This is a genomic window from Marinimicrobium agarilyticum DSM 16975 (genome assembly GCF_000423345.1).
Taxonomy (GTDB): Bacteria; Pseudomonadota; Gammaproteobacteria; order Pseudomonadales; family Cellvibrionaceae; genus Marinimicrobium; species Marinimicrobium agarilyticum.
The window spans coordinates 452120-472485 of sequence record NZ_KE384008.1; the positions used below are offsets into that span (position 1 = coordinate 452120).

Annotated in this window: 23 protein-coding genes; 19 read left to right on the top strand and 4 right to left on the bottom strand. The window is 58.4% G+C overall.

Translation table 11 applies throughout. The annotated features are described in order from the left end of the window. Position 1 precedes the first annotated feature (1 nt). Positions 2 to 637 (top strand): HAD-IA family hydrolase, encoded by a 636-nt coding sequence (locus tag G547_RS0117910; protein ID WP_342664702.1) that lies wholly within the window; start codon positions 2 to 4, stop codon positions 635 to 637. A 60-nt stretch (positions 638 to 697) separates the two neighbouring features. On the opposite strand, the gene G547_RS0117915 is transcribed toward G547_RS0117910, so the two are convergent. Continuing rightward, entirely contained in the window at positions 698 to 1291 is a 594-nt protein-coding gene (locus tag G547_RS0117915; RefSeq protein ID WP_036189317.1) for a Maf family protein, read from the bottom strand. Between the two features lie 129 nt (positions 1292 to 1420). Between G547_RS0117915 and G547_RS0117920 the strand changes: the two genes are divergently transcribed. From G547_RS0117920 to G547_RS22170, 12 genes are all read left to right on the top strand, one after another. Beyond that, on the top strand, positions 1421 to 1960 hold the full coding sequence (locus G547_RS0117920; protein ID WP_027331011.1) for a YceD family protein: 540 nt from the start codon (positions 1421 to 1423) through the stop codon (positions 1958 to 1960). 40 nt (positions 1961 to 2000) lie between these two features. Beyond that, positions 2001 to 2183, top strand: a complete 183-nt coding sequence (gene rpmF / locus G547_RS0117925) for a 50S ribosomal protein L32 (protein ID WP_027331012.1) — start codon at positions 2001 to 2003, stop codon at positions 2181 to 2183. Positions 2184 to 2216: 33 nt separating this feature from the next. Beyond that, positions 2217 to 3218 (top strand): phosphate acyltransferase PlsX, encoded by a 1002-nt coding sequence (plsX, locus tag G547_RS0117930; protein ID WP_051235700.1) that lies wholly within the window; start codon positions 2217 to 2219, stop codon positions 3216 to 3218. Positions 3219 to 3268: 50 nt separating this feature from the next. Further along, a complete protein-coding gene (gene fabD / locus G547_RS0117935) occupies positions 3269 to 4219 on the top strand; it encodes an ACP S-malonyltransferase (protein ID WP_027331014.1) in 951 nt (316 codons plus the stop codon). Between the two features lie 6 nt (positions 4220 to 4225). Further along, entirely contained in the window at positions 4226 to 4972 is a 747-nt protein-coding gene (gene fabG / locus G547_RS0117940) for a 3-oxoacyl-ACP reductase FabG (protein ID WP_027331015.1), read from the top strand. A 208-nt stretch (positions 4973 to 5180) separates the two neighbouring features. Further along, positions 5181 to 5417, top strand: a complete 237-nt coding sequence (acpP, locus tag G547_RS0117945; RefSeq protein WP_012487300.1) for an acyl carrier protein — start codon at positions 5181 to 5183, stop codon at positions 5415 to 5417. 186 nt (positions 5418 to 5603) lie between these two features. Then, a complete protein-coding gene (gene fabF, locus G547_RS0117950; RefSeq protein ID WP_084646195.1) occupies positions 5604 to 6842 on the top strand; it encodes a beta-ketoacyl-ACP synthase II in 1239 nt (412 codons plus the stop codon). A gap of 101 nt (positions 6843 to 6943) precedes the next feature. Continuing rightward, positions 6944 to 7798, top strand: coding sequence for an aminodeoxychorismate lyase (gene pabC, locus G547_RS0117955; protein ID WP_027331017.1), 855 nt, complete (start codon positions 6944 to 6946; stop codon positions 7796 to 7798). Positions 7799 to 7800: 2 nt separating this feature from the next. Then, positions 7801 to 8835 carry an endolytic transglycosylase MltG gene (gene mltG / locus G547_RS0117960; RefSeq protein ID WP_027331018.1) on the top strand — a complete coding sequence of 345 codons (1035 nt, stop codon included), beginning with the start codon at positions 7801 to 7803 and terminating at the stop codon, positions 8833 to 8835. 163 nt (positions 8836 to 8998) lie between these two features. Continuing rightward, a complete protein-coding gene (locus tag G547_RS0117965) occupies positions 8999 to 10717 on the top strand; it encodes a glutamine--tRNA ligase/YqeY domain fusion protein (protein ID WP_051235701.1) in 1719 nt (572 codons plus the stop codon). Between the two features lie 3 nt (positions 10718 to 10720). After that, positions 10721 to 12112, top strand: a complete 1392-nt coding sequence (gene cysS / locus G547_RS0117970; protein WP_027331020.1) for a cysteine--tRNA ligase — start codon at positions 10721 to 10723, stop codon at positions 12110 to 12112. Between the two features lie 43 nt (positions 12113 to 12155). Then, positions 12156 to 12374 carry a hypothetical protein gene (locus G547_RS22170; protein ID WP_036189324.1) on the top strand — a complete coding sequence of 73 codons (219 nt, stop codon included), beginning with the start codon at positions 12156 to 12158 and terminating at the stop codon, positions 12372 to 12374. 5 nt (positions 12375 to 12379) lie between these two features. Here G547_RS22170 and G547_RS0117980 read toward each other — a convergent pair whose 3' ends face one another. Then, positions 12380 to 13660 carry an HlyC/CorC family transporter gene (locus G547_RS0117980; RefSeq protein ID WP_027331021.1) on the bottom strand — a complete coding sequence of 427 codons (1281 nt, stop codon included), beginning with the start codon at positions 13658 to 13660 and terminating at the stop codon, positions 12380 to 12382. Positions 13661 to 13773: 113 nt separating this feature from the next. Further along, on the bottom strand, positions 13774 to 14574 hold the full coding sequence (locus tag G547_RS0117985) for a cytochrome C assembly family protein (protein ID WP_036189327.1): 801 nt from the start codon (positions 14572 to 14574) through the stop codon (positions 13774 to 13776). A gap of 206 nt (positions 14575 to 14780) precedes the next feature. Between G547_RS0117985 and ffh the strand changes: the two genes are divergently transcribed. The 3 genes from ffh to G547_RS0118000 are packed head-to-tail and all read left to right on the top strand — an operon-like array spanning position 14781 to position 17158. Further along, positions 14781 to 16184, top strand: coding sequence for a signal recognition particle protein (gene ffh, locus G547_RS0117990; RefSeq protein ID WP_027331023.1), 1404 nt, complete (start codon positions 14781 to 14783; stop codon positions 16182 to 16184). A gap of 9 nt (positions 16185 to 16193) precedes the next feature. Further along, positions 16194 to 16640 (top strand): META domain-containing protein, encoded by a 447-nt coding sequence (locus G547_RS22870; RefSeq protein ID WP_051235702.1) that lies wholly within the window; start codon positions 16194 to 16196, stop codon positions 16638 to 16640. A gap of 11 nt (positions 16641 to 16651) precedes the next feature. Then, complete coding sequence (locus tag G547_RS0118000) at positions 16652 to 17158, top strand: SRPBCC family protein (protein ID WP_027331024.1); 507 nt, start codon at positions 16652 to 16654, stop codon at positions 17156 to 17158. A 53-nt stretch (positions 17159 to 17211) separates the two neighbouring features. On the opposite strand, the gene G547_RS23545 is transcribed toward G547_RS0118000, so the two are convergent. Continuing rightward, a complete protein-coding gene (locus G547_RS23545) occupies positions 17212 to 17433 on the bottom strand; it encodes a hypothetical protein (RefSeq protein ID WP_157209931.1) in 222 nt (73 codons plus the stop codon). Positions 17434 to 17627: 194 nt separating this feature from the next. Here G547_RS23545 and G547_RS0118005 point away from each other — a divergent pair, with 194 nt between their 5' ends. From G547_RS0118005 to G547_RS22180, 3 genes are read left to right on the top strand one after another with little or no spacing between them, the layout of a single operon-like run. Beyond that, complete coding sequence (locus G547_RS0118005; protein WP_027331025.1) at positions 17628 to 19325, top strand: NAD-dependent malic enzyme; 1698 nt, start codon at positions 17628 to 17630, stop codon at positions 19323 to 19325. Positions 19326 to 19377: 52 nt separating this feature from the next. Continuing rightward, on the top strand, positions 19378 to 19737 hold the full coding sequence (locus G547_RS0118010) for an MmcQ/YjbR family DNA-binding protein (RefSeq protein WP_027331026.1): 360 nt from the start codon (positions 19378 to 19380) through the stop codon (positions 19735 to 19737). A 44-nt stretch (positions 19738 to 19781) separates the two neighbouring features. Next, a complete protein-coding gene (locus G547_RS22180) occupies positions 19782 to 20363 on the top strand; it encodes a helix-turn-helix domain-containing protein (RefSeq protein ID WP_051235703.1) in 582 nt (193 codons plus the stop codon). The last annotated feature ends 3 nt before the right edge of the window (positions 20364 to 20366 follow it).

Consider the following 20366-nt stretch of genomic DNA (forward strand, 5'->3'; position numbering starts at 1 on the left):
GTTGATTTTTGATTGGGATGGGACTTTGAGCGATTCCACGGGGTTGATTACCCGGGCCATGCAGCAGTCTGCTGAAGATTTGGGTTGGACGGTTCCAGATGACAAGGCGGTTCACAATATCATTGGTCTCGGTTTGCCGGAGGCACTGGTAACCCTGTTTCCCGCCATTGATGAGCAGGGGCGCGGGCAGATCCGTGATCGTTACCGGGAAAACTATCTTCGTGAGGATAAGTTGTGTCCTCCCGTCCTGTTTCCGGGCGTGATGGAAACCTTGACACGATTGCGCGAGGACGGCCACCAGATGGCGATTGCCACTGGCAAGAGTCGAGTGGGGCTGGATCGGATATTGAAATCCATGGGGTTGGAGCAGTTCTTTCATGCCACCCGTTGCGCCGATGAGACCGCCTCAAAACCTCACCCCCTCATGTTGCACCAGCTGATGGAAGAGTTGAGTGGAGCCCCCAAAGAGGCGGTGATGATCGGCGATACCGAGTACGATATGGATATGGGGCGGCGCGCTTCAATGGCCAGAATTGCGGTCAGCTATGGCGCTCACGAAATCCATCGTCTGCACCCCTATGAGCCAGTGCTTTGCATGGATCAGTTTGGCGAGCTGTTGCAGTGGGATCGCTTATAAGTCTTGCGACTCTATATATGCTGCGCCCGCGATATATGACTGCAGAGTCCGCGCGCGCCTTTATTGGTCCGGCAGTAGTGGATCGACGCCAGCGCTCAGAAGCAGATCGGTCAGTGCGATCAGTGGCAGGCCGATCAGGGTGTTGGGGTCCTCTCCTTCCAGTCGTTTGAACAGCCGGATACCCAGCCCCTCCATTTTAAAGGCGCCAGCACAGTCGTAGGGCCTTTCTTTCTTTAGGTACGATTCGATCTGGGCATCACTCAGAGCTCGAAAGTGAACCTTGAAGGTTTCGCAGCGGGACTGCTGCTGGCCGGTCCGGGCATCGTAGAGGCAGAGCCCGGTATAAAAGGTGACCATTCGGCCGCTGGCAGCGCGCAGTTGTTCGGTGGCCCGCGTGTGATCGCCAGGCTTGCCCAATGGGTGACCGTCCAGGCTGGCCACCTGATCGGAGCCGATAATCAGTAACGCTTGAGGTGATTGTGGTGCCAGTGCCCGCGCCTTGCTTTCTGCCAGCCGGCAGGCCAGCGTGGCGGGAGCCTCTCCCACCTGCGGTGACTCATCCACTTCAGGGGAGGTTGCCGTGAAGGGTAGGCCAAGGCGCTCAAGCAGTTGACGGCGATAGGGTGAGCTGGAAGCGAGCAGCAGTTTTGGCACGGTCAGACTCCAAATCTGGGGTTTCCGGGGGGCACAAACCGCTCATTCTACCGGAAAGCCCCGTCACTGCGCCTTTGTAGCGCTTTTTTCTTTGACACGGACGGCGCTTATCCCTATTATTGCGCGCTTATGTTTTCTGCCCCCTATGACAAGCCTCTGCCGCGCCAGGGTGACCCGCGCAAATTTGCGCAACAGGGCGCCCGGATCAGCGGTTATTTGCCGGTGGACGAGCTCGACCGGATAAAGGACTTGCTGCACGACGGCGACGCTCAGGCGGCTCGCGTCGATTTGGCTTTCGGGATTAGTCAGGAGAGAAAACTGGTAGTCGAAGGGCGGGCCGAGGCCGATATGGTCTTTACCTGCCAACGTTGCCTGGGGCCCGTCACCTTGCCGGTGGAGGCATCCATCGGGCTGGCAATGGTTAGGACCGAGGAAGAAGGCAAGCGATTGCCCCGGACTCTGGACCCGTGGCTGTTGCCCGAGGAGGGGAATACCGACCTCTATACGATGGTCGAGGAAGAGTTGTTACTGAGTTTGCCGACAGTGGCCTACCACGAAGAGGCCTGCATTGATGAGCAATTGCTCAGCAGTGGAGAGCCCGTGGAGCCCGAGCCGGCAGAAAACCCGTTTCAAGTTCTGAAGCAATTAAAGGGCTCGCCGAAAAAGTGAGGCGCCCCGGCTTCAGTTGTATTGTCAACAGGAGATCATCATGGCCGTTCAAAAAAACCGTAAAACCCGTTCAAAGCGTGGCATGCGTCGGGCTCACGACGCGCTGACCGGTAAGGCGCTGTCTATCGATCCGACCACCGGTGAGAAACACTTGCGTCACCACGTCTCTGCCGACGGTTTTTACCGCGGTCGCAAAGTGGTAGATGTCGGCAACGACGAGTAATCTCGGGCCGCTGAGCTCTTCAGCCACTCGATAATGATTCGTATAGCGGTAGACGCTATGAGCGGGGACTTAGGTCCCCGCACTGCTATCTCGGCGGTGCTCCAACTGGCTGCGTCCGCGGCGTCGGGCGTCCGCTTCGTTCTCGTAGGGGAGCGCTCTTCTCTGGAGCGACTGCTGCCCGATTCCCTTCCGCCTTCCCTCAGTGTGCATCACGCGCCCTCCTGGGTTGCCATGGGTGATGATCCTCGCAGTGCGCTGCGTCACGGTCGGCAAACCTCCATGTGGCAATCGCTGGAGCTGGTGCGCACCGGGCAGGCAGACGCTTGTGTCAGCGCCGGTAATACCGGCGCACTCATGGCCATGGGGCGGTACCTGCTCAAGAGTCTTCCCGGGATTCAGCGTCCGGCGATTTGCAAGGCCATGCCGGTCTCTCGGGGGCGAACTTACATGCTCGACCTCGGAGCCAACGTCGAGGCTACTGCGGAACAGCTTCACCAGTTCGCTTTGATGGGCTCGGTGCTCGCCTCCCGGGAGTTGGGCCGGGAGGCGGAAGTGGCGTTGTTAAACGTGGGCACAGAGGCTCTCAAGGGCCCGGAGCTGGTACGTGCGGCCAATGCGCTAATCCTCGCGGACGAACGAATCCGCTACCTGGGCTACATTGAAGGGGACGATATCTACTCGGGCCGGGCCGACGTCGTGGTCTGTGATGGCTTTACCGGCAATGTCGCGCTCAAAGCCAGTGAGGGGGTGGCCCGCCTGATTGGTGAGAAATTGCGCGAAGGAGTCCTTTCCCGGGGTCGCCATCGCCTGGCGATGCCGTTGCTCAGGCCCCTTCTGAAGCGCTGGCGGAAAGAGCTGGACCCCGGGGCCTACAATGGGGCCATTTTTCTGGGATTGCGCCGCCCCGTGATAAAAAGCCATGGCAGTGCTGATGAAGCAGCGTTTGGTCGTGCCTTGGAAGTGGCCATTGAGCAGGTTCGCCGCCGCATTGTGGAACATATCGATTCCGAGCTAAGACAAGACAATCAGAATTGAGGGCTCACCGGCTCTCGCTCGGCAATAACCATCATAAGAGGTAAATGCTTATGTCCGAATCATCACTCGCCTTTGTTTTTCCGGGGCAGGGGTCGCAGAAAGTGGGCATGCTGGCCGACCTGGCGGCCGAATACAGCCAGGTTACTGAAACGTTTTCCGAGGCTTCCACGGTGCTCGGCTACGATCTGTGGGAGTTGGTACAGAAAGGCCCTCAGGAGCAACTGAACCTGACGGAGCGCACTCAGCCGTTGTTGCTGGCCGCCAGCGTCGCCGTCTGGCGTGTTTGGCAGGCTCAAAACGGTGCTCCTCGGCCTGCTTTTTTGGCGGGCCACAGTCTGGGCGAATGGTCGGCGTTGGTGGCGGCGGGTGTCGTGGACTTCGCCGATGCGGTCAGTCTGGTCCAGCAACGCGGCAAATTGATGCAGGAAGCCGTGCCAGCCGGGCAGGGCGGCATGGCCGCCATTATCGGGTTGGATGATGCGGACATTATCGAAGCCTGTGAGCGCGGGGCCGAGGGAGAGGTGGTCGTTCCAGTGAACTTCAATTCGCCGGGTCAGGTGGTGATTGCGGGCGCCTCGGCGGCGGTCGATCGAGCCATGGCCTTGTGCAAAACCGCCGGGGCCAAGCGGGCTCTGGCTCTGCCGGTCAGCGCGCCTTTCCATACTGCTCTGATGCGCCCGGCGGCGGATGGGTTGGCGCCTAAAATTGAATCTACCGAGTTTCGTGCGCCCGCCATCCCGGTGGTTCACAACGCCAATGCCGACACCGAATCAGACCCGCAGGCTATCAAGCGGTTGATGATTGAACAGATTTACAGCCCGGTGTTGTGGGTGGACTGTGTGCGCACCCTGCTTGGACGCGGAGTGAATACGGTGGTCGAGTGCGGTCCGGGTAAAGTGCTTTCGGGCTTGAACAAACGCATCGATAAATCACTCAATACGCTGTCCATTGAAACGCCGGACGAGCTCCGGGCGGTTTTACAACAAGTGAGAGGGGAATAGACACCCATGAATAATCTCGAAGGTAAGGTGGCGCTGGTCACCGGTGCCAGTCGTGGTATTGGCGCAGCCGTAGCGGACCAGTTGGGCGCGGCGGGTGCCGTTGTGATCGGCACGGCCACCAGCGAAGCCGGTGCGGAGAAAATCACCCAGCGCCTGCAGGAGAAGGGCATCAAGGGTGAAGGGCTGGTGCTGAATGTTACCGACGCCGAATCGATCAAGACATTACTTTCGACCATGAAAGAGCGCCACGGCGTTCCCGAAGTACTGGTAAACAATGCCGGCATCACCAAAGATAACCTGTTGATGCGCATGAATGACGAGGAGTGGTTTGACGTAATCAACACCAACCTGAGCTCCGTTTACCGTTTGAGTAAGGCTGTCCTGCGGGGAATGATGAAAGCCCGCTGGGGTCGCATCATCAACATCAGTTCCGTGGTCGGAGCCATGGGTAATCCGGGCCAGTCCAACTATGCCGCCAGTAAAGCCGGCGTTGCAGGGTTTGCACGATCGCTAGCGGCTGAGGTAGGCTCGCGGGGTATTACCGTGAATACGGTGGCGCCAGGGTTTATCGATACGGATATGACTCGGGCCTTGCCGGATGAGCAGCGTGACCAGCTGTTGAGCAAGATCCCTCTGGGCCGTCTCGGTCGGCCGGAGGAAATCGCGGCTGTGGTTGCTTTCCTGGCCAGTGATGCCGGAGGTTACGTCAGCGGTGAGACAATACATGTCAACGGTGGCATGTACATGGCATAGTGGTTTGGCCAACTTCATGATTTTTATGAGTTTTTTGTAAAAATCAAAGAAATTTGGCCATATCCATTACAACCCAGGGCAATTCGATGTAAAATGCGCGTCGATTTTGTCCGTAGCTTAATCAAGGAGTCGCCTCGGTATCTGCCTGTGATTTGAGGGCACGAGATCCGGCTTCGTCGATACTACCTACTAGGAGTTATATAACATCATGAGCAGCATTGAAGAACGGGTTAAAAAAATTGTTGCCGAGCAACTGGGTGTAAAAGAAGAAGAAGTTAAAAACGAAGCTTCTTTTGTCGAAGATCTGGGCGCCGACTCCCTCGACACCGTCGAACTGGTGATGGCGCTGGAAGAGGAATTCGAAACTGAAATTCCCGACGAAGAAGCCGAAAAAATCACCACTGTTCAGCTGGCAATCGATTACATCAATGCCAACTTGGCGTAATCTTCAAGCTGGTTGATTACCGTCTTCCGAAAAGCCGTATTATTGCGAAATAGTACGGCTTTTTCTTTGGGGTGTGGCCGAACGTCGGTTGTAACCCCGCATTGAGTCGGTTTCCGTTTCCTCTCTCTCGGTTCGAGGTGAGAGGGCGGTTCCGGCGTTCGCTATTTATGTCGGAGAGCATCTAAGGTGTCGCGCAAAAGAGTCGTAGTTACCGGGCTGGGTATGGTGAGTCCATTGGGGAACACCGTGGCGGACAGCTGGCGTGGAATCGTCAATGGCGTCAGTGGTGCTGCGCCGATCACGCACTTTGACACATCGGCCTTTACCACCCGATTCAGTGCGTCGGTGAAGGACTTTTCCGTGGAGGGTTATTATCCCGCGAAAGACGCCCGGAAGATGGATCCCTTCATCCAGTTCGGGATGGTCGCCGGGATCCAGGCGATGCGCGATTCGGGTTTGGAAGTCAACGAATCCAACAGTCATCGCATGGGGGTTTCGATCGGCTCCGGTATTGGAGGTATCGGCTCGATTGAAGATGGTGCGATGCTGATCGAGCACAAGGGGCCGCGTCGTATATCGCCGTTCTTTGTGCCCGGTGCAATCATCAATATGATTTCCGGTAACCTGTCGATCATGTACGGCCTGCGCGGTCCCAACATTGCGATCACGACCGCCTGCACCACCGGTACCCACAGTATCGGCTATGCCGCGCGCAGCATCATGCACGGAGAGTGTGACGCTATGCTGGCCGGGGGGGCGGAGATGGCGACCACGCCCGTGGGGCTCGGCGGTTTTGCCGCCGCTCGGGCATTGTCGACCCGCAACGATGATCCGAAGGCGGCCAGTCGTCCCTGGGATAAAGATCGTGACGGTTTTGTGCTCGGGGACGGGGCCGGTGTGTTGGTGCTTGAAGAATATGAGCACGCTAAGGCCCGCGGCGCAAACATTTACGCGGAGCTGGTAGGCTTTGGCATGAGTGGCGATGCGTATCATATGACCTCGCCGCCGGCGGATGGCTCGGGCGCCGCGCTGTCCATGCGCAACGCCATCAACGACGCGAGTATTCCGGTCGACTCGATCAGCTATATCAACGCCCATGGCACCTCGACTCAGGCCGGTGACCGGGCGGAGTGCCAGGCGGTGAAAACCATCATGGGTTCGGCGGTGGATCAGGTGGCGGTCAGCTCGACCAAGTCCATGATCGGCCATCTGCTGGGGGCGGCCGGCGCTGTGGAGGCGATTTTCAGTGTTCTGGCCATCCGCGATCAGGTCGCTCCGCCGACCATCAACCTGGACAACCCTGACGAGGGGTGCGATATCAATCTGGTGCCGAATACGGCTCAGGAGCGTCCCATTGATGCGGTGCTGTCCAATTCGTTCGGCTTCGGTGGCACCAACGGCTCTCTGGTTTTCCGCAAGGTTTAAAGCGGTATCCACTGCCGATTGAAATGCGCGCGCCGGGGTGTGATTCACCCCGGCGTTTTTGTGTCTGCTTTTGGTAAACTGTCAGCATGCCCGAGCCCTCCATGATTACGATGACCAACGGTGTTTTTGACGCCCGCCTCTCCCCCCTGGACCGGGGGTTGGCCTATGGCGACGGTCTGTTCGAAACCTGTCGGGTCAGGGCCGGCCAGGTGCCTCTCTGGGCGTTGCATTGGCAACGGTTGAGTGCGGGGGCAAGACGCCTTGGTATTCCGCTGGACGGCGAGCGGCTGGAGCGCGAGCGCGAGCGGGTGCTGAACGCTGCTCAAGCGCAGAACGGTGTGCTCAAGCTGATCGTGACCCGCGGGGAGGGCGGGCGTGCCTATCAGGCCCCCGTTAACCCCGAGCCGAGTTTATGCTGGCAGTTTCGCCCAGGCGAATCTCCTGCCTGGGAGCGCGGACGCACTGGGGTCACGCTGTATCAGTGTCAGCACCGGCTGGGAGATAATCCCGCACTGGCGGGAATGAAGCATCTGAACCGTCTGGAATACGTACTGGCTCGATCTGAATGGGGGGATGATTATCCGGAGGGGCTGCTGCTTGATGCCGCGGATCGAGTCATCGAGGGGACGCTCAGCAACGTATTCGTCCGTCTCGAAGCGGGGTGGCGCACGCCAGCGCTTGAGCGCAACGGCGTGGCGGGCGTCATGCGGCAGTTGCTGCTCGAGTCTCTGGCGCCGGCGCAGGGCATTGCCGTCTCAGAAGCGACCATCAGCTTGCAGGACCTCATGTCGGCGCGGGAATGGTTTGTGTGTAACAGTGTGTTCGGAATATGGCCGGTTACCGGTCTGGCACCGGAGGGGGGTCATTGGGCCGTGGGCGAACAGAGTCTGCAGCTCCAAAGAGCATTTGAATCATGGTTGGTGAGTCGCCCGGGCGTGAATGGGAAAGGGGAGTGAGCGTGTTGCGAGTATTGGGACGGTTGATCCTGTTGGGGTTGGTCTTGGGGGCGGGGTTGATGGCCTACGGTTACCATTGGTTGAACAGCCCGCTGCAGCTGCCGCCGGAGGGTATCGGCTATCAGCTTGAACGAGGGCAGAGTCTGAGTCATGTTACGGCCGACCTGGCGCAGCGGGAGGTGCTGAAACACCCCCGGGCACTCAGCCTCTACGCACAACTGATCGATCGGACTCGGGTCCACGCGGGCGAGTACCAATTGGAGCCGGGCCTGACACCGCAAGGGCTTTTGACCCAGTTGGTGGAGGGCGATGTCATCCTCCATCAGGTGACGCTGATCGAAGGGTGGACCTACCAACAGGCACTCGAGGCGTTGCATGCCGAACCCACGGTTGACGCGAAGCTCATAGGCCTGTCGGAGTCCGAGCAGCTTCAGCGTCTCGGACTCGATCTGGCCCACCCTGAGGGCTGGTTCTTTCCCGACACCTACCGCTATGTGCGAGGCACCACCGATGTGGCCCTGTTGCGCCGAGCCCATGCAGCGATGGACCGCCAGTTACAGGCGCTGTGGGAGACCCGTGCGACGGGGCTGCCTTACGACTCGCCCTATGAAGCGTTGATCATGGCGTCCATCATTGAGCGGGAAACGGGCGCGACCTGGGAGCGGAAAGAGATTGCGGGCGTCTTTGTTCGTCGATTGCAGCGGGGAATGCGTCTGCAGACTGATCCCACCGTGATCTATGGCATGGGTGATCGATACGAGGGTAATCTCAGTCGGCGCGACCTGCGCACCCCCTCCGATTACAATACCTACACGATCTCCGGGTTGCCTCCCACACCCATTGCGCTGCCGGGGCGGGGCGCGCTCGAGGCGGCCATGAACCCGGCGGAGGGGACCGCCTTGTACTTTGTTGCCAAAGGAGACGGCACCCACGTCTTTTCCGATACGCTCGAAGCGCACAACCGAGCGGTCCGGGAGTATCAGCTTCGCCGCCGGGAGGATTACCGTTCGACCCCACCAGCGGCTCGTGAGAACTGACCGAACCTTCGACGCTCACGGGGCGGGGGCAGCTAAGTCCTTGGTTTGCTAGGAAAAGCCGCGGGGAGCGTTTACAATGGGCGCGTTTTAGCGGGCTCTGAGATTCCTGCGTCGGAGACCTCGGAGCCCGACCTTCACTGAGCCAATTGGGAAAGCGAGCCGTATGAGCGATCATCCATCCGCCGGAAGCAATAGCAGCGTCGAAAAACCTGCGGCGGAAAAACCACAACACTTTATCCAGCAGATCATCCGTAAGGATCTGGAGGCTGGCAAGGTGGAAAAGGTGGTGACCCGTTTCCCGCCAGAGCCCAATGGTTACCTCCACATTGGTCACGCCAAGTCGATCTGCCTGAATTTTGGTATGGCGGAAGAGTTTGGTGGTGTCTGCCATTTGCGCTTTGACGACACCAACCCCGAAAAAGAAAACGAAGAATACGTTAACGCCATCAAAGCCGATGTGCAGTGGCTCGGCTTCCAGTGGGGTGGTCCGGTTCGTTATACCTCTGATTATTTCCAGGTGCTTTACGACTGGGCGCTGCATTTGATTCGACAAGGCAATGCCTACGTCTGCGACCTGAACCCCGACGAGGCGCGCGAGTATCGTGGTACCTTGACCGAGCCGGGGCGTAACAGTCCCTATCGCGAACGCAGCGTGGAAGAAAACCTGGACCGTTTTGAAAAAATGCGTCGCGGCGAGTTTGAAGAGGGCAGTTGTGTATTGCGGGCCAAGATTGATATGGCCGCACCCAACATGAACTTGCGCGACCCGGTGATTTATCGGATCAAAAAGGCCAAGCACCACCATACGGGCGATACCTGGAGTATCTATCCGTCCTACGATTTCGCTCATGGTCAAAGCGACGCGGTTGAAGGGGTGACCCACTCCATTTGCACGCTGGAGTTTGAAGACCATCGTCCTCTGTACGAATGGTTTCTTGAAAACCTTCCGGTGCCAGCCAAGCCTCGGCAATATGAGTTCGCCCGCTTGAATATCAACTACACCATCACCAGCAAGCGCAAGCTCAAGCAGTTGGTGGACGAAGGCCATGTCGATGCCTGGAATGACCCCCGGATGCCCACCATTTCCGGTATGCGTCGGCGCGGTTATCCGCCCGAGGCGCTGCGCAACTTCTGCGCGAACATCGGGGTGACCCGGTCGGACAGCGTCGTGGATGTCGGTATGCTAGAGTATGCCGTGCGCGATCACCTGGATAAAAACGCACCGCGAGCCATGTGTGTGCTTCGCCCCCTGAAAGTGACCTTGACCAACTACGCCGCTGACCGGGTCGAGGAAATGCGAGCGCCCGGTCACCCCAACCGGGACGATTTCAGTGAGCGGGTCTTGCCATTTACCCACACGCTGTACATCGAAGACGAGGATTTCCGCGAAGAGGCCAACAAGAAATACAAACGCCTGGTGCTCGGTAAGCGTGTGCGCCTGCGCAACGCCTACGTGATTGAAGCGGATGAAGCCATCAAAGACGAGTCGGGCGAGATTGTCGAAATCCGTGCGCGCATTATTGAAGACACCCTGGGGAAAGATCCGGCTGATGGCGTTAAACCCAAGGGTGTGATTCATTGGGTCTCTGCAACTCACCACCTCAACTGCGAGGTGCGCCTGTACGATCGCCTGTTCAGTGATCCGGCACCGGATGCCGGGGGCAAGAATTTTCTGCAGGCCATCAATCCAGAGAACCTGAAAGTGCTGGAAAACTGCAAAGCTGAAATCAGCCTGGCGGGCGCAAAGGTGGGCGACCATTACCAGTTCGAACGCTCCGGCTATTTCTGTCTGGACAGCAAATACTCCACATTGGAGAAGCCGGTATTCAATCGCACCATTGAGCTGCGGGACACTTGGGCCAAAATTCAGAACCAGCAATAACTTATGACATTAAACCTGTACAACACGCTGACCCGACAGAAAGAAGCATTCAAGCCGATTCAGCCGGGCAAGATCTCCATGTACGTCTGTGGCGTCACTGTGTACGACTATTGCCATTTGGGGCATGCGCGTGTACTGGTGGTGTTTGATGTGATGGCGCGCTTTCTGCGCAGCCAGGGCTGGGATCTGACCTACGTGCGTAACATCACGGACATTGACGACAAAATTCTTCGTCGCGCCGAGGAAAACGGCGAACCGTACCAGAGTCTGACGCACCGGTTTATCGAAGCCGCTCACGAGGACGAGGCGCGCCTGGGGATAGATCCTCCGGATATCGAACCGCGCGCCACCGCCCACATCGACGATATTATCGCGATGGTGCAGACACTGGTGGAAAAAGAGTATGCGTACGCGGCGAGCAATGGCGACGTGTATTATCGGGTCAAACACTTCAAAGAGTACGGCAAACTCAGCAACAAAAACCCGGAAGAGTTGCTGGCCGGTGCGCGTATTGATGTGGAGGACGCGAAAGAAGACCCGCGGGACTTTGCCCTCTGGAAACATGCCGAGGATAGCGAAACCGGTTGGGACTCCCCCTGGGGGCGCGGTCGTCCCGGTTGGCACATTGAATGCTCCGCCATGAGCAAGCACTGCCTGGGCGAGCACTTTGATATTCACGGCGGTGGTCCTGACTTGCCGTTCCCGCACCACGAAAATGAGATTGCCCAGAGTGAGGCCGCCAATGGTTGCCATTACGTGAACTATTGGGTACACGCGGGCGCCCTGCGAGTTGACGGCGAAAAGATGTCCAAGTCCTTGGGTAACTTTTTCACCATTCGGGACGTGCTCGAAAAATACCATCCGGAAGTGGTTCGCTATCTGCTCATTGGCAGCCACTACCGCAGCCCGATCAACTACTCGGAAGACAGTCTGATCGAAGCCCGTTCGGGGCTTGAACGGTTCTATGGTGCGTTACAGAACTATGTCGACGTTCCGCCGGCGACTCCCGAAGCGCTGGCTGACAGTCGTTATTATCGTGACTTTGTGACGGCTCTGAATGATGACTTCAATACCCGGTTGGCGCTGGCAGCAATGTACGAGCTGGTCAGAGAGCTCAACAGTGAAAAGAGTTCGGAAAACGCGCGCCTGCTGGCGGCCGAGTTGAAGGCGATGGGCTCGATTCTGGGTCTGCTTAAGGAGGCGCCCGAACGCTTCCTGCAGGCCGGTGCCGGTGACGACATCAGTGCGGAGAAAGTCGAGGCGTTGATTGCCGAGCGGGCCGAGGCCAAGAAGGCGAGAAATTTCGCCCGGGCCGATGAGATCCGTGACCAGCTTCAGTCTGAGGGCGTAGTACTTCAGGACTCCCCCGACGGCACTCAGTGGCGGCGTGAATGAACTGAGGCGGGCCGGTGGGGTCTGACTCCAAAGAGGTTTAAGTATGTCGTTTCGAAAAGCCTACCGTCGTTACCGCACGCTCTGGGTCAGCCTGATCGCCTGTGCTGCTTTCCTGGCGCTGGCCGTCTGGGGTTGGGGTGTCAGCCTCGAAGAGCTGGCCGGCTTTTTCGGGGCGGCTGCCGTGTTGCTGGTGGGGTTGATTCTTGGGGCCGCGCTGCTTGGCTATGTTCTGTTCAAGCTGCGCCAAATGCGAGACAAGTAGCGGCCCTAATCCTTTGAGTCGCCCGGTTGCCTTTCCACGCGCAGCCAGGCAATCATCTTTTCAGTGAGTTCGGTGGTTTCAAAGCGGTAGCCGTCGAGCGCAAAGCCGATGTTCGCATCGGGAATGCTTTCCAGGTATTCCATCGCCAGGCCGTTGAGGGTTTTCGGGCCATCCTGAGGCAGATCCCAGTCCAGGCTGCGGTTAATATCCCGTATGAAGGTCCCACCGTCAATCAGGTAGGTGCCATCGTCCTGAGGGAGGATGTCCTCATCGGACTCTTCCGCCGAATTGGTGGTAAAGTCGCCGACAATTTCTTCCAGCAAATCTTCCAGGGTAACCAGGCCCTGAACCTCACCATACTCATCCACCACCAGCGCCATGCGGCATTTATGCTGCTGAAAGTTCAGCAGTTGGGTGTGCAGGGGTGTGGCTTCTGGAACAAAGTAAGGTTCGTTGGCGAAGCGACGGAAATCGTCCAGCGTAATGCTTTCATCGGTGCCGCGAATGAACCGTGCGGCATTGCGCAGATGCAGAATGCCCACGACGTTGTTGATGTCGCTCTCGAAAAGGGGGAGACGGGTATATTCCGTGGTGCGTATCTGTTCGAGCAGATCGCCCACCGGCCGCGTGAGATCGAGCCCTTCCACCTCATTGCGGGGAATCATGATGTCCTCGACCGTCGATTTTTCCAGGTCAAGGATGTTGAGCAGCATGCCCTGGTGCTGATCGGGGATCAGGTCTCCGGCCTCGTCGACGACGGTCCGCAACTCTTCCGGATTCAGATGCTCGATATGGCTGTGGGACTTGTGCAGCCCGAACATCTTCGCGATGCTCTTGGAGATACCGTTAACCAGGTAAACCGCCGGCGCCAGAATGAAAGACAGGGGCCTGAGGAACCAACTGGAGAAAAACGCAAAACGCTCGGGATATAGAGCAGCCAGTGTTTTGGGGGTCACCTCGGAGAAGACCAGCATGACGAAGGTCAGTAGCAGGCCCGCGACGGCAATGCCGGCGTCCCCATACAGGCGCACGCCAATGACGGTCGCAATGGACGCCGCAAAAATATTGACGAGGTTGTTGCCGATCAGAATCAGGCCGATCAGTTTGTCGGGATTCTTCAGCAGCGCGGTGACCCTGAGAGCCCCGGGGTCGCCTTTCTTGCTCAGGTGTTTCAGCCGATACCGGTTGATGGACATCATCCCGGTCTCCGAGCTTGAAAAAAATCCGGAGAGAATCAACAGGCCCACCAGGCCGGCAAACAGTATTTCTAGCGGTGCTTCATTCAAGGCGGACTAAGCCCATGTTGCTGCGAGGCCGGGTATCTTGAAGCAGATCCGGGCGGGAATCAATAGTGGATGCCCGGCGTCGGTTGTCGGCCGTCCCCTTTTGAGGCGGCGGGTCAAGGTTGCCCCAGGATAAGCTCGAGCACGAGCTTGCTGCCAAAGTACGCCAGCATCAGCAATACGAACCCGCCGAGTGTCCACCGAATGGCCGTGTAGCCGCGCCATCCCAGTTGGTGGCGGCCCCACAGCAACACGCTGTAGATCACCCAGGCGGCGAGGGAAAACACGGTTTTGTGCGCAAGATGTTGCGCGAAGAGGTCTTCCAGAAAAAGGAACCCCGAGAGGATCGACAGCGTCAGGGCGAAGTAGCCGGCCCAGAGAATCTCGAACAGGAGCGCTTCCATGGTCTGCAGGGGCGGCAACAGCCGGACCCGTCCGGTCGGGTGGCGGTGCTTGAGTTGGTGATTCTGCCAGGCGAGCAGGAGGGCCTGGAGGGTGGCGATGGTCAGCAGGCTGTAAGCGAGCACCGAGAGCAGGACATGGGTGGCCAGCGCGTAATCCAGCACCACAGGGTGGCCGGAGCTCCGGGCAAACATGGACACCAGGACCGCCAGCGCGGAGAGCGGCAGTAGCAGCATGAAGAGATTGTGAAGGGGTTTGCGCAAGCTGCTCACCAGCACGAGCGCGTTGATCACCCAGAAAAGCACCGAGGAAACCCGGAAAAAACCCAGCTCAACCGCACCGCCGAGATGAACCAGCTGTTGCAGCCCCAGGCCGTGCACGACCAGGCCGATAGCGACGGCCGCGAACAGACGCCGGCGGTTGGGTTCATCTCCCAGACGTAGCGTCCAGAGCAGGTAGAGGCCCGCCAGTAGGTAGATGGCGGCTGCCAGGCTGTTTAGCAGCAGTGAGGCCATAGTCTCAGGGAATCCTTGCAGATGGGTATCTCGTTCAGCGTGTTTGGTTCGAAGGATGCAGTGTGTCACAAGGCGCCCCCAAAGAGAAGCGGAAGGCTTCTCATTCTCTTGGGGTCTAGGGGGCGGATGGGGCCGTCCGGCTGGACCCGGGCCCCACCTTTGGGAGTATAATCGCGGCCTACACTGATCCGCTGTTGAGAGTAACCATGTTCAATACCTTAAGTGATCGCTTATCCGATTCGCTGCGCCGGGTGACTGGCAAAGCGAGGCTGACCGAGGACAACATCAAGGACACGCTGCGTGAGGTGCGCAAAGCGCTGCTGGAGGCGGACGTCGCGCTGCCGGTGGTCAAGGCCTTTGTTGCTCAAGTTCGCAGTAAAGCGCTGGGTCAGCAGATCAGCAAGGCACTGAATCCCGGCGAGCAATTCCTGAAAATCGTGCAGGACGAGCTGGTCGAGGTCATGGGCGCCGCCAACGAAAAGCTCGACCTGGCGGTCAAACCACCCGCGGTCATTCTGATGGCCGGCCTTCAGGGCGCGGGTAAAACGACCTCCGTTGCCAAGCTGGCACGCTATCTCAAGGAGCGCGAGAAGAAAAAGGTGCTGGTGGTCAGTGCCGACGTCTATCGTCCGGCGGCCATCAAGCAGCTTGAGACGCTGGCCGAAGAAGTGGGCGTCGATTTCTTCCCGTCCACGACGGAACAAAAACCCGTGGACATCGCCGAGGCGGCGATCGCCCAGGGCCGAAAGCAGTTTGCCGATGTGGTTATCGTCGATACCGCGGGGCGGCTGCATATTGACGAAACCCTGATGGGTGAAATCCAGGCGCTGCACAAGGCGGTGAATCCGGCGGAAACCCTGTTCGTGATCGACGCCATGATCGGTCAGGATGCGGTCAATACCGCCAAGGCGTTCAACGATGCGTTGCCGCTGACCGGGGTCGTACTCACCAAAGCCGATGGTGACGCCAGAGGGGGTGCGGCCCTGTCCGTTCGACATGTCACCGGCAAGCCGATCAAGTTCCTCGGTACTGGCGAGAAAGTTGACGCGCTTGAGCCTTTCCATCCGGACCGGATCGCCTCGCGCATTCTCGGCATGGGCGACCTGATGTCGCTGATTGAGCAGGCCGAGCAGAAAATCGACAGAGCCAAAGCCGATAAGCTGGTGAAGAAGGTCAATAAGGGGCAGCGTTTTGACCTGGAAGACCTGAAAGATCAGCTTCAACAGATGCAGAGCATGGGCGGCCTGGGCGCGATGATGGAGAAGCTGCCCGGCATGGGCAATATGGCCCAAATGGCGCAACAGGGGAACATGACCAAACAGTTTAAAGTCATGGAAACCATCATCGATTCCATGACGCCGTTTGAGCGCCGCAACCCCGACTCACTCAACGGCTCCCGCAAGCGCCGAATCACCCAGGGTTCCGGCACACAGATTCAGGATCTGAACCGACTGCTCAAGCAATACAAGCAGATGTCCAAGATGATGAAAAAAATGAAAGGCGGCGGCATGAACAAAATGATGCGCGGCATGGGAGGCATGATGGGCGGCGGTGGCGGTATGCCCGGTGGCGGTGGCGGCGGTCAGTTGCCCCCCGGCTTTCGTCGCTAAGGTCCGCTGATGAGTGCTCTCTGTCAGTGCCGGCTGGTGGTACTTTTGGCCCTCGCGCTGTTGATTGGCTGTCAGTCTTCCCCCCAGCGCGAAGGGGTGTTTTCCGCCCCTTCGGCGGCGTCTCTTCAAGGGCGTTGGCAGTTGAAAGCGCTTCAGGGCGCTGGCGTGGCCGACGGCAGTCGTGCGTTCATTGAGTTTTCAGCGCCGCCGCGACTGACCGGCAACGGTGGGTGCAACCGGTTCTTTGGGGTATATCGCTACCACGAGCGGGCGCTGATAATCGAGCCGGCATTGGGTAGCACTAAAATGGCCTGCTCGGCGGATGTGATGGTGCAGGAGCAACGATTATTTCAATTGCTGCCCCAGGCCGTGACAGTGGACAAAGTGGCTGACAACGAACTGGTGCTGCATGCGTCCGATGGCGACGAACTGATTCGCGTCATGCGGATTCAATAGACGAGGCAGGTTTGATTCCCTTTTTCGACACTTCGTACACCGTTCGGCGTCCGCAAAGGGCGGTGTTTGAACTCTTCTCCGACTTTTCCCGTTATCTCACCGAACTGCCCGAATTTCATGGCACTCGTCTGCTTATTGAGCCGGGCCCTCGGGGTGAGGGCAGGGTGTGCTGGCTGGAAGTGCCGGGAGATGAGTACCAATACCGAACCCGGGTCGAGGTGATCGAGCAGCAAGCCCCCGATCGGTTTGTCTACGATTACCAGTACACCACCCGAGATCACCCCGAACCCCTGCCTTCGGCGGAGGGCCCCATGCCTTGGGACCGGGCGCGCATGATTCTGACGTTTGAGGATCTGGGGCAGAGCACCCGGGTCCGGGCTCGGATGCAGGTTTTCGGCGTCACAGGCTTCTTCCAGCGCTGGAAAGTTTCCACTCTGAAAACCGCGTGTGCCCGCAGCCAGCGCAACGCCAACGCGAACATGGTCCGCATCGCCGAAAATCTTATTCCCAACTCCTGAACCACCCCGCTCCACACCGTGAGGGCGCCAGTCTCCCAGCCGGTGTCTTAGGCTCAGTCGCAAGCGCCGGCCGTAAACCCGATGACTTCGGATTTACTACACGCGCTGCAGGCATTGCCGAAGGTGCGGTGGGGGTTGGGCTGAACGGCCTCATTGCGGGCCCATTCCTGCCCCGACGACTGTCCGTCACCGAGCGGCACGCCCGGTGCCGCGAAGCCACACACCGGATCGTACTGTTGCGTGCACACGTCCGGTCGGTTTTCGGGACAGTCCACCAGGGCGTCGGGGAGCCCGTTTGACGATTCGTCAGAGGGAGCGGTTCCAGCCTGGCATCCCCATAAAAATGCGACACTCAGCAGGACCAATAACGGACCTGGCCAGCGCCGGTGTAAAGGCTTGGGTAGACGGACCTTCTCTGGAACAGGGGCTGTGTTAACATTCGTGAGATTGATCATAAGCATTAGGTGTCATGGTGAAAAAACGTCCAATTTATATTCCCTTCGCGGGCCCGGCGCTATTGGAAGCGCCGCTACTGAACAAGGGTAGCGCATTCAGCACCCAAGAGCGTCAGCAATTTAACCTGGAAGGTCTGCTGCCGTACAGTATTGAAACCATTGAAGAGCAAGAGGCCCGTGCTTACGAGCAGCTGTGTTCCTTCCAGAGCGATATTGATAAACACATTTATCTGCGCAATATTCAGGACACCAACGAGACTCTGTACTACCGCCTTATCGTGGATCACCTGGAAGAGGTGATGCCCCTCATTTATACCCCGACAGTGGGCCAGGCGTGCCAGCAGTTTTCCAAAATTTACCGCCGCAAGCGCGGTCTGTTCATCACCTATCCGGATCGCGAGCGCATTGATGACATGCTGCAAAACGCGACCAAGCAAAAAGTCAAAGTGATCGTGGTTACCGATGGTGAACGTATCCTCGGACTGGGTGACCAAGGCATTGGTGGGATGGGTATTCCTATCGGAAAGTTGGCACTTTATACCGCCTGTGGTGGTATCAGTCCGGCCTACACACTGCCGGTGGTGCTTGACGTTGGCTGTAACAATCAAAGCCTGATCAATGACCCGATGTATATGGGCTGGCGCCATGAACGTATTACCGGTGAAGCCTACCATGAGTTTGTGGAGGCATTCATCGAGGCGGTGAAGGTTCGCTGGCCGGAGGCGCTGATTCAGTTTGAGGACTTCGCCCAAGGCAACGCCACGCCGCTTTTGGAGCGGTACAAGGACCGGGTGTGCTGCTTTAATGACGACATACAGGGGACGGCCTCGGTGACGGTGGGTACGTTGTTGGCTGCCTGCAAGGCCAAGGGCGAGTCCCTCTCGGAGCAGACCTTTGTATTTGCCGGAGCGGGTTCGGCCGGCTGCGGTATCGCCGAGCAGATCATTGTGCTGATGTGTCAGGAAGGGTTGACTGAGTCCGAAGCACGGCGCCGGATATTCATGCTCAATCGGTCTGGCTTGTTGCGAGAAGGGTCGCCTGGCGTAAGGAGTTTTCAAAAGCCGTTAAGTGTGCCGGACAAACACCTGAAAAGTTGGACGTTGGACAATAGCAAAGACCCCGAACAAATCAGTTTGCTCGATGTCGTTATTAATGCGAAGCCCACGGTGCTGGTGGGGGTATCCGGGCAACCGGGGCTTTTTACCAAAGCTGTGATTGAGTCCATGCAGTTTAATTGTGAGCGCCCGGTTGTTCTGCCGCTATCCAACCCCACCTCTCAAGTGGAGGCGCAGCCGGTGGACATCCTGCGCTGGACCGGTGGCAAGGCCATTGTGGCGACCGGTAGTCCGTTCAAACCGGTGGATATGGCAGGGCAGCGGCATGAAATCGCGCAGTGCAACAACAGCTATATCTTCCCGGGCGTCGGACTCGGGGTGGTGGCGTCAAACGCAACCAGAATTACCGACAAGATGATGGTGGCGGCCAGTCGCGCCCTGTCTGAGTGCTCGCCCATGGTGCAGTCCGGAATAGGGGCGTTGCTGCCGCCGTTGAGAGAAATCCGCTCGGTCAGTCGAGTGATTGCTCTGGCGGTGTTCAAGCAGGCCGTCGAGGACGGTGTGGCAATGTCGGTATCGGAGGACGTTATGACGCAGAAGATCGAACGTAACTTTTGGGAGCCGGAATATCGAGATTATCGCAGAACGTCCTTCTAAGCTGTTAAACTATCTGTAAAATTAACCGACGACCCTAAGTGAGGCAACTTCAATGGATTACGAGAGTGCAAAAGCCAGCGTTTTGGCGAAACCCGAAGCGGTAGAACTGCACCCGGCGGGACCCGACGTCACTTCCTTCAAAGTGTGTCACAAGCTTTTTGCCACCCTCGCCGAGGGCGAAGATGGTGTGCCCTACATCAATCTCAAGTGCGATCCAAACCGCGCCCAGGAGCTACGCGACACTTATCCGGCGATTCAGCCCGGACACCGCATGAACAAGGTCCACTGGAACACCATTGTGCTCGATGGCAGCGTTCCAGAAGATCTTATCCTGGAGCTGATTGACCACTCGTTTGAACGTGTGGTGGATAACCTTCCCCCCCAAGACCAGGAGCGGCTTCTCAAGCGCTGACGCCAGCGGGCGGTCAGCGTCCTATTGAATCAGGGAGTATCTCTGTGAGTCGAACGGCGGATCGGAGCGAGCGGGACCCGGAAGCGGTGGAGTTGGGCGCGCGCCTGCGTCAGGTGCGCGAGCTCAATGGGCTGTCTCAACGCGAGTTGGCACGCCGCGCGGGGGTCACCAACAGCAACATTTCTCTGATCGAACAGGGCCAGATCAGTCCCTCTGTGGGGTCTCTGGCCCGGCTGCTCGACGCTTTTCCCCTTTCCCTGGCTCAATTCTTTGCGCTTGACCCCAAGGCTCCCGAAGGGGGGATTGTTCGGGCCGGCTCCGCCGCGCGAACGGAATGCCCGGATATGGGTCTGACCATTGAATCCCTGCCCGTGCCCGGCGGGCGCCCCCGATTGTTGGAGCGCTGCCAGTTTGCGCCGGGCGCCGATACCGGCTCCGCTCCCAAACAACTTCCGGCGGCGCGAGCCGGGTGGGTTATATCGGGGAGTCTGGAGTTGACCCTCGGTGTTCGCTGCTACACTTTGAACGAAGGCGACGGCTTCCATTTGCCCAAGGGGCAGTTGTTCCGCGCCCGCAACACCTCGTCCGTATCGACCATCGTTATGATTACCAACGAGGCGTCTTAAAGA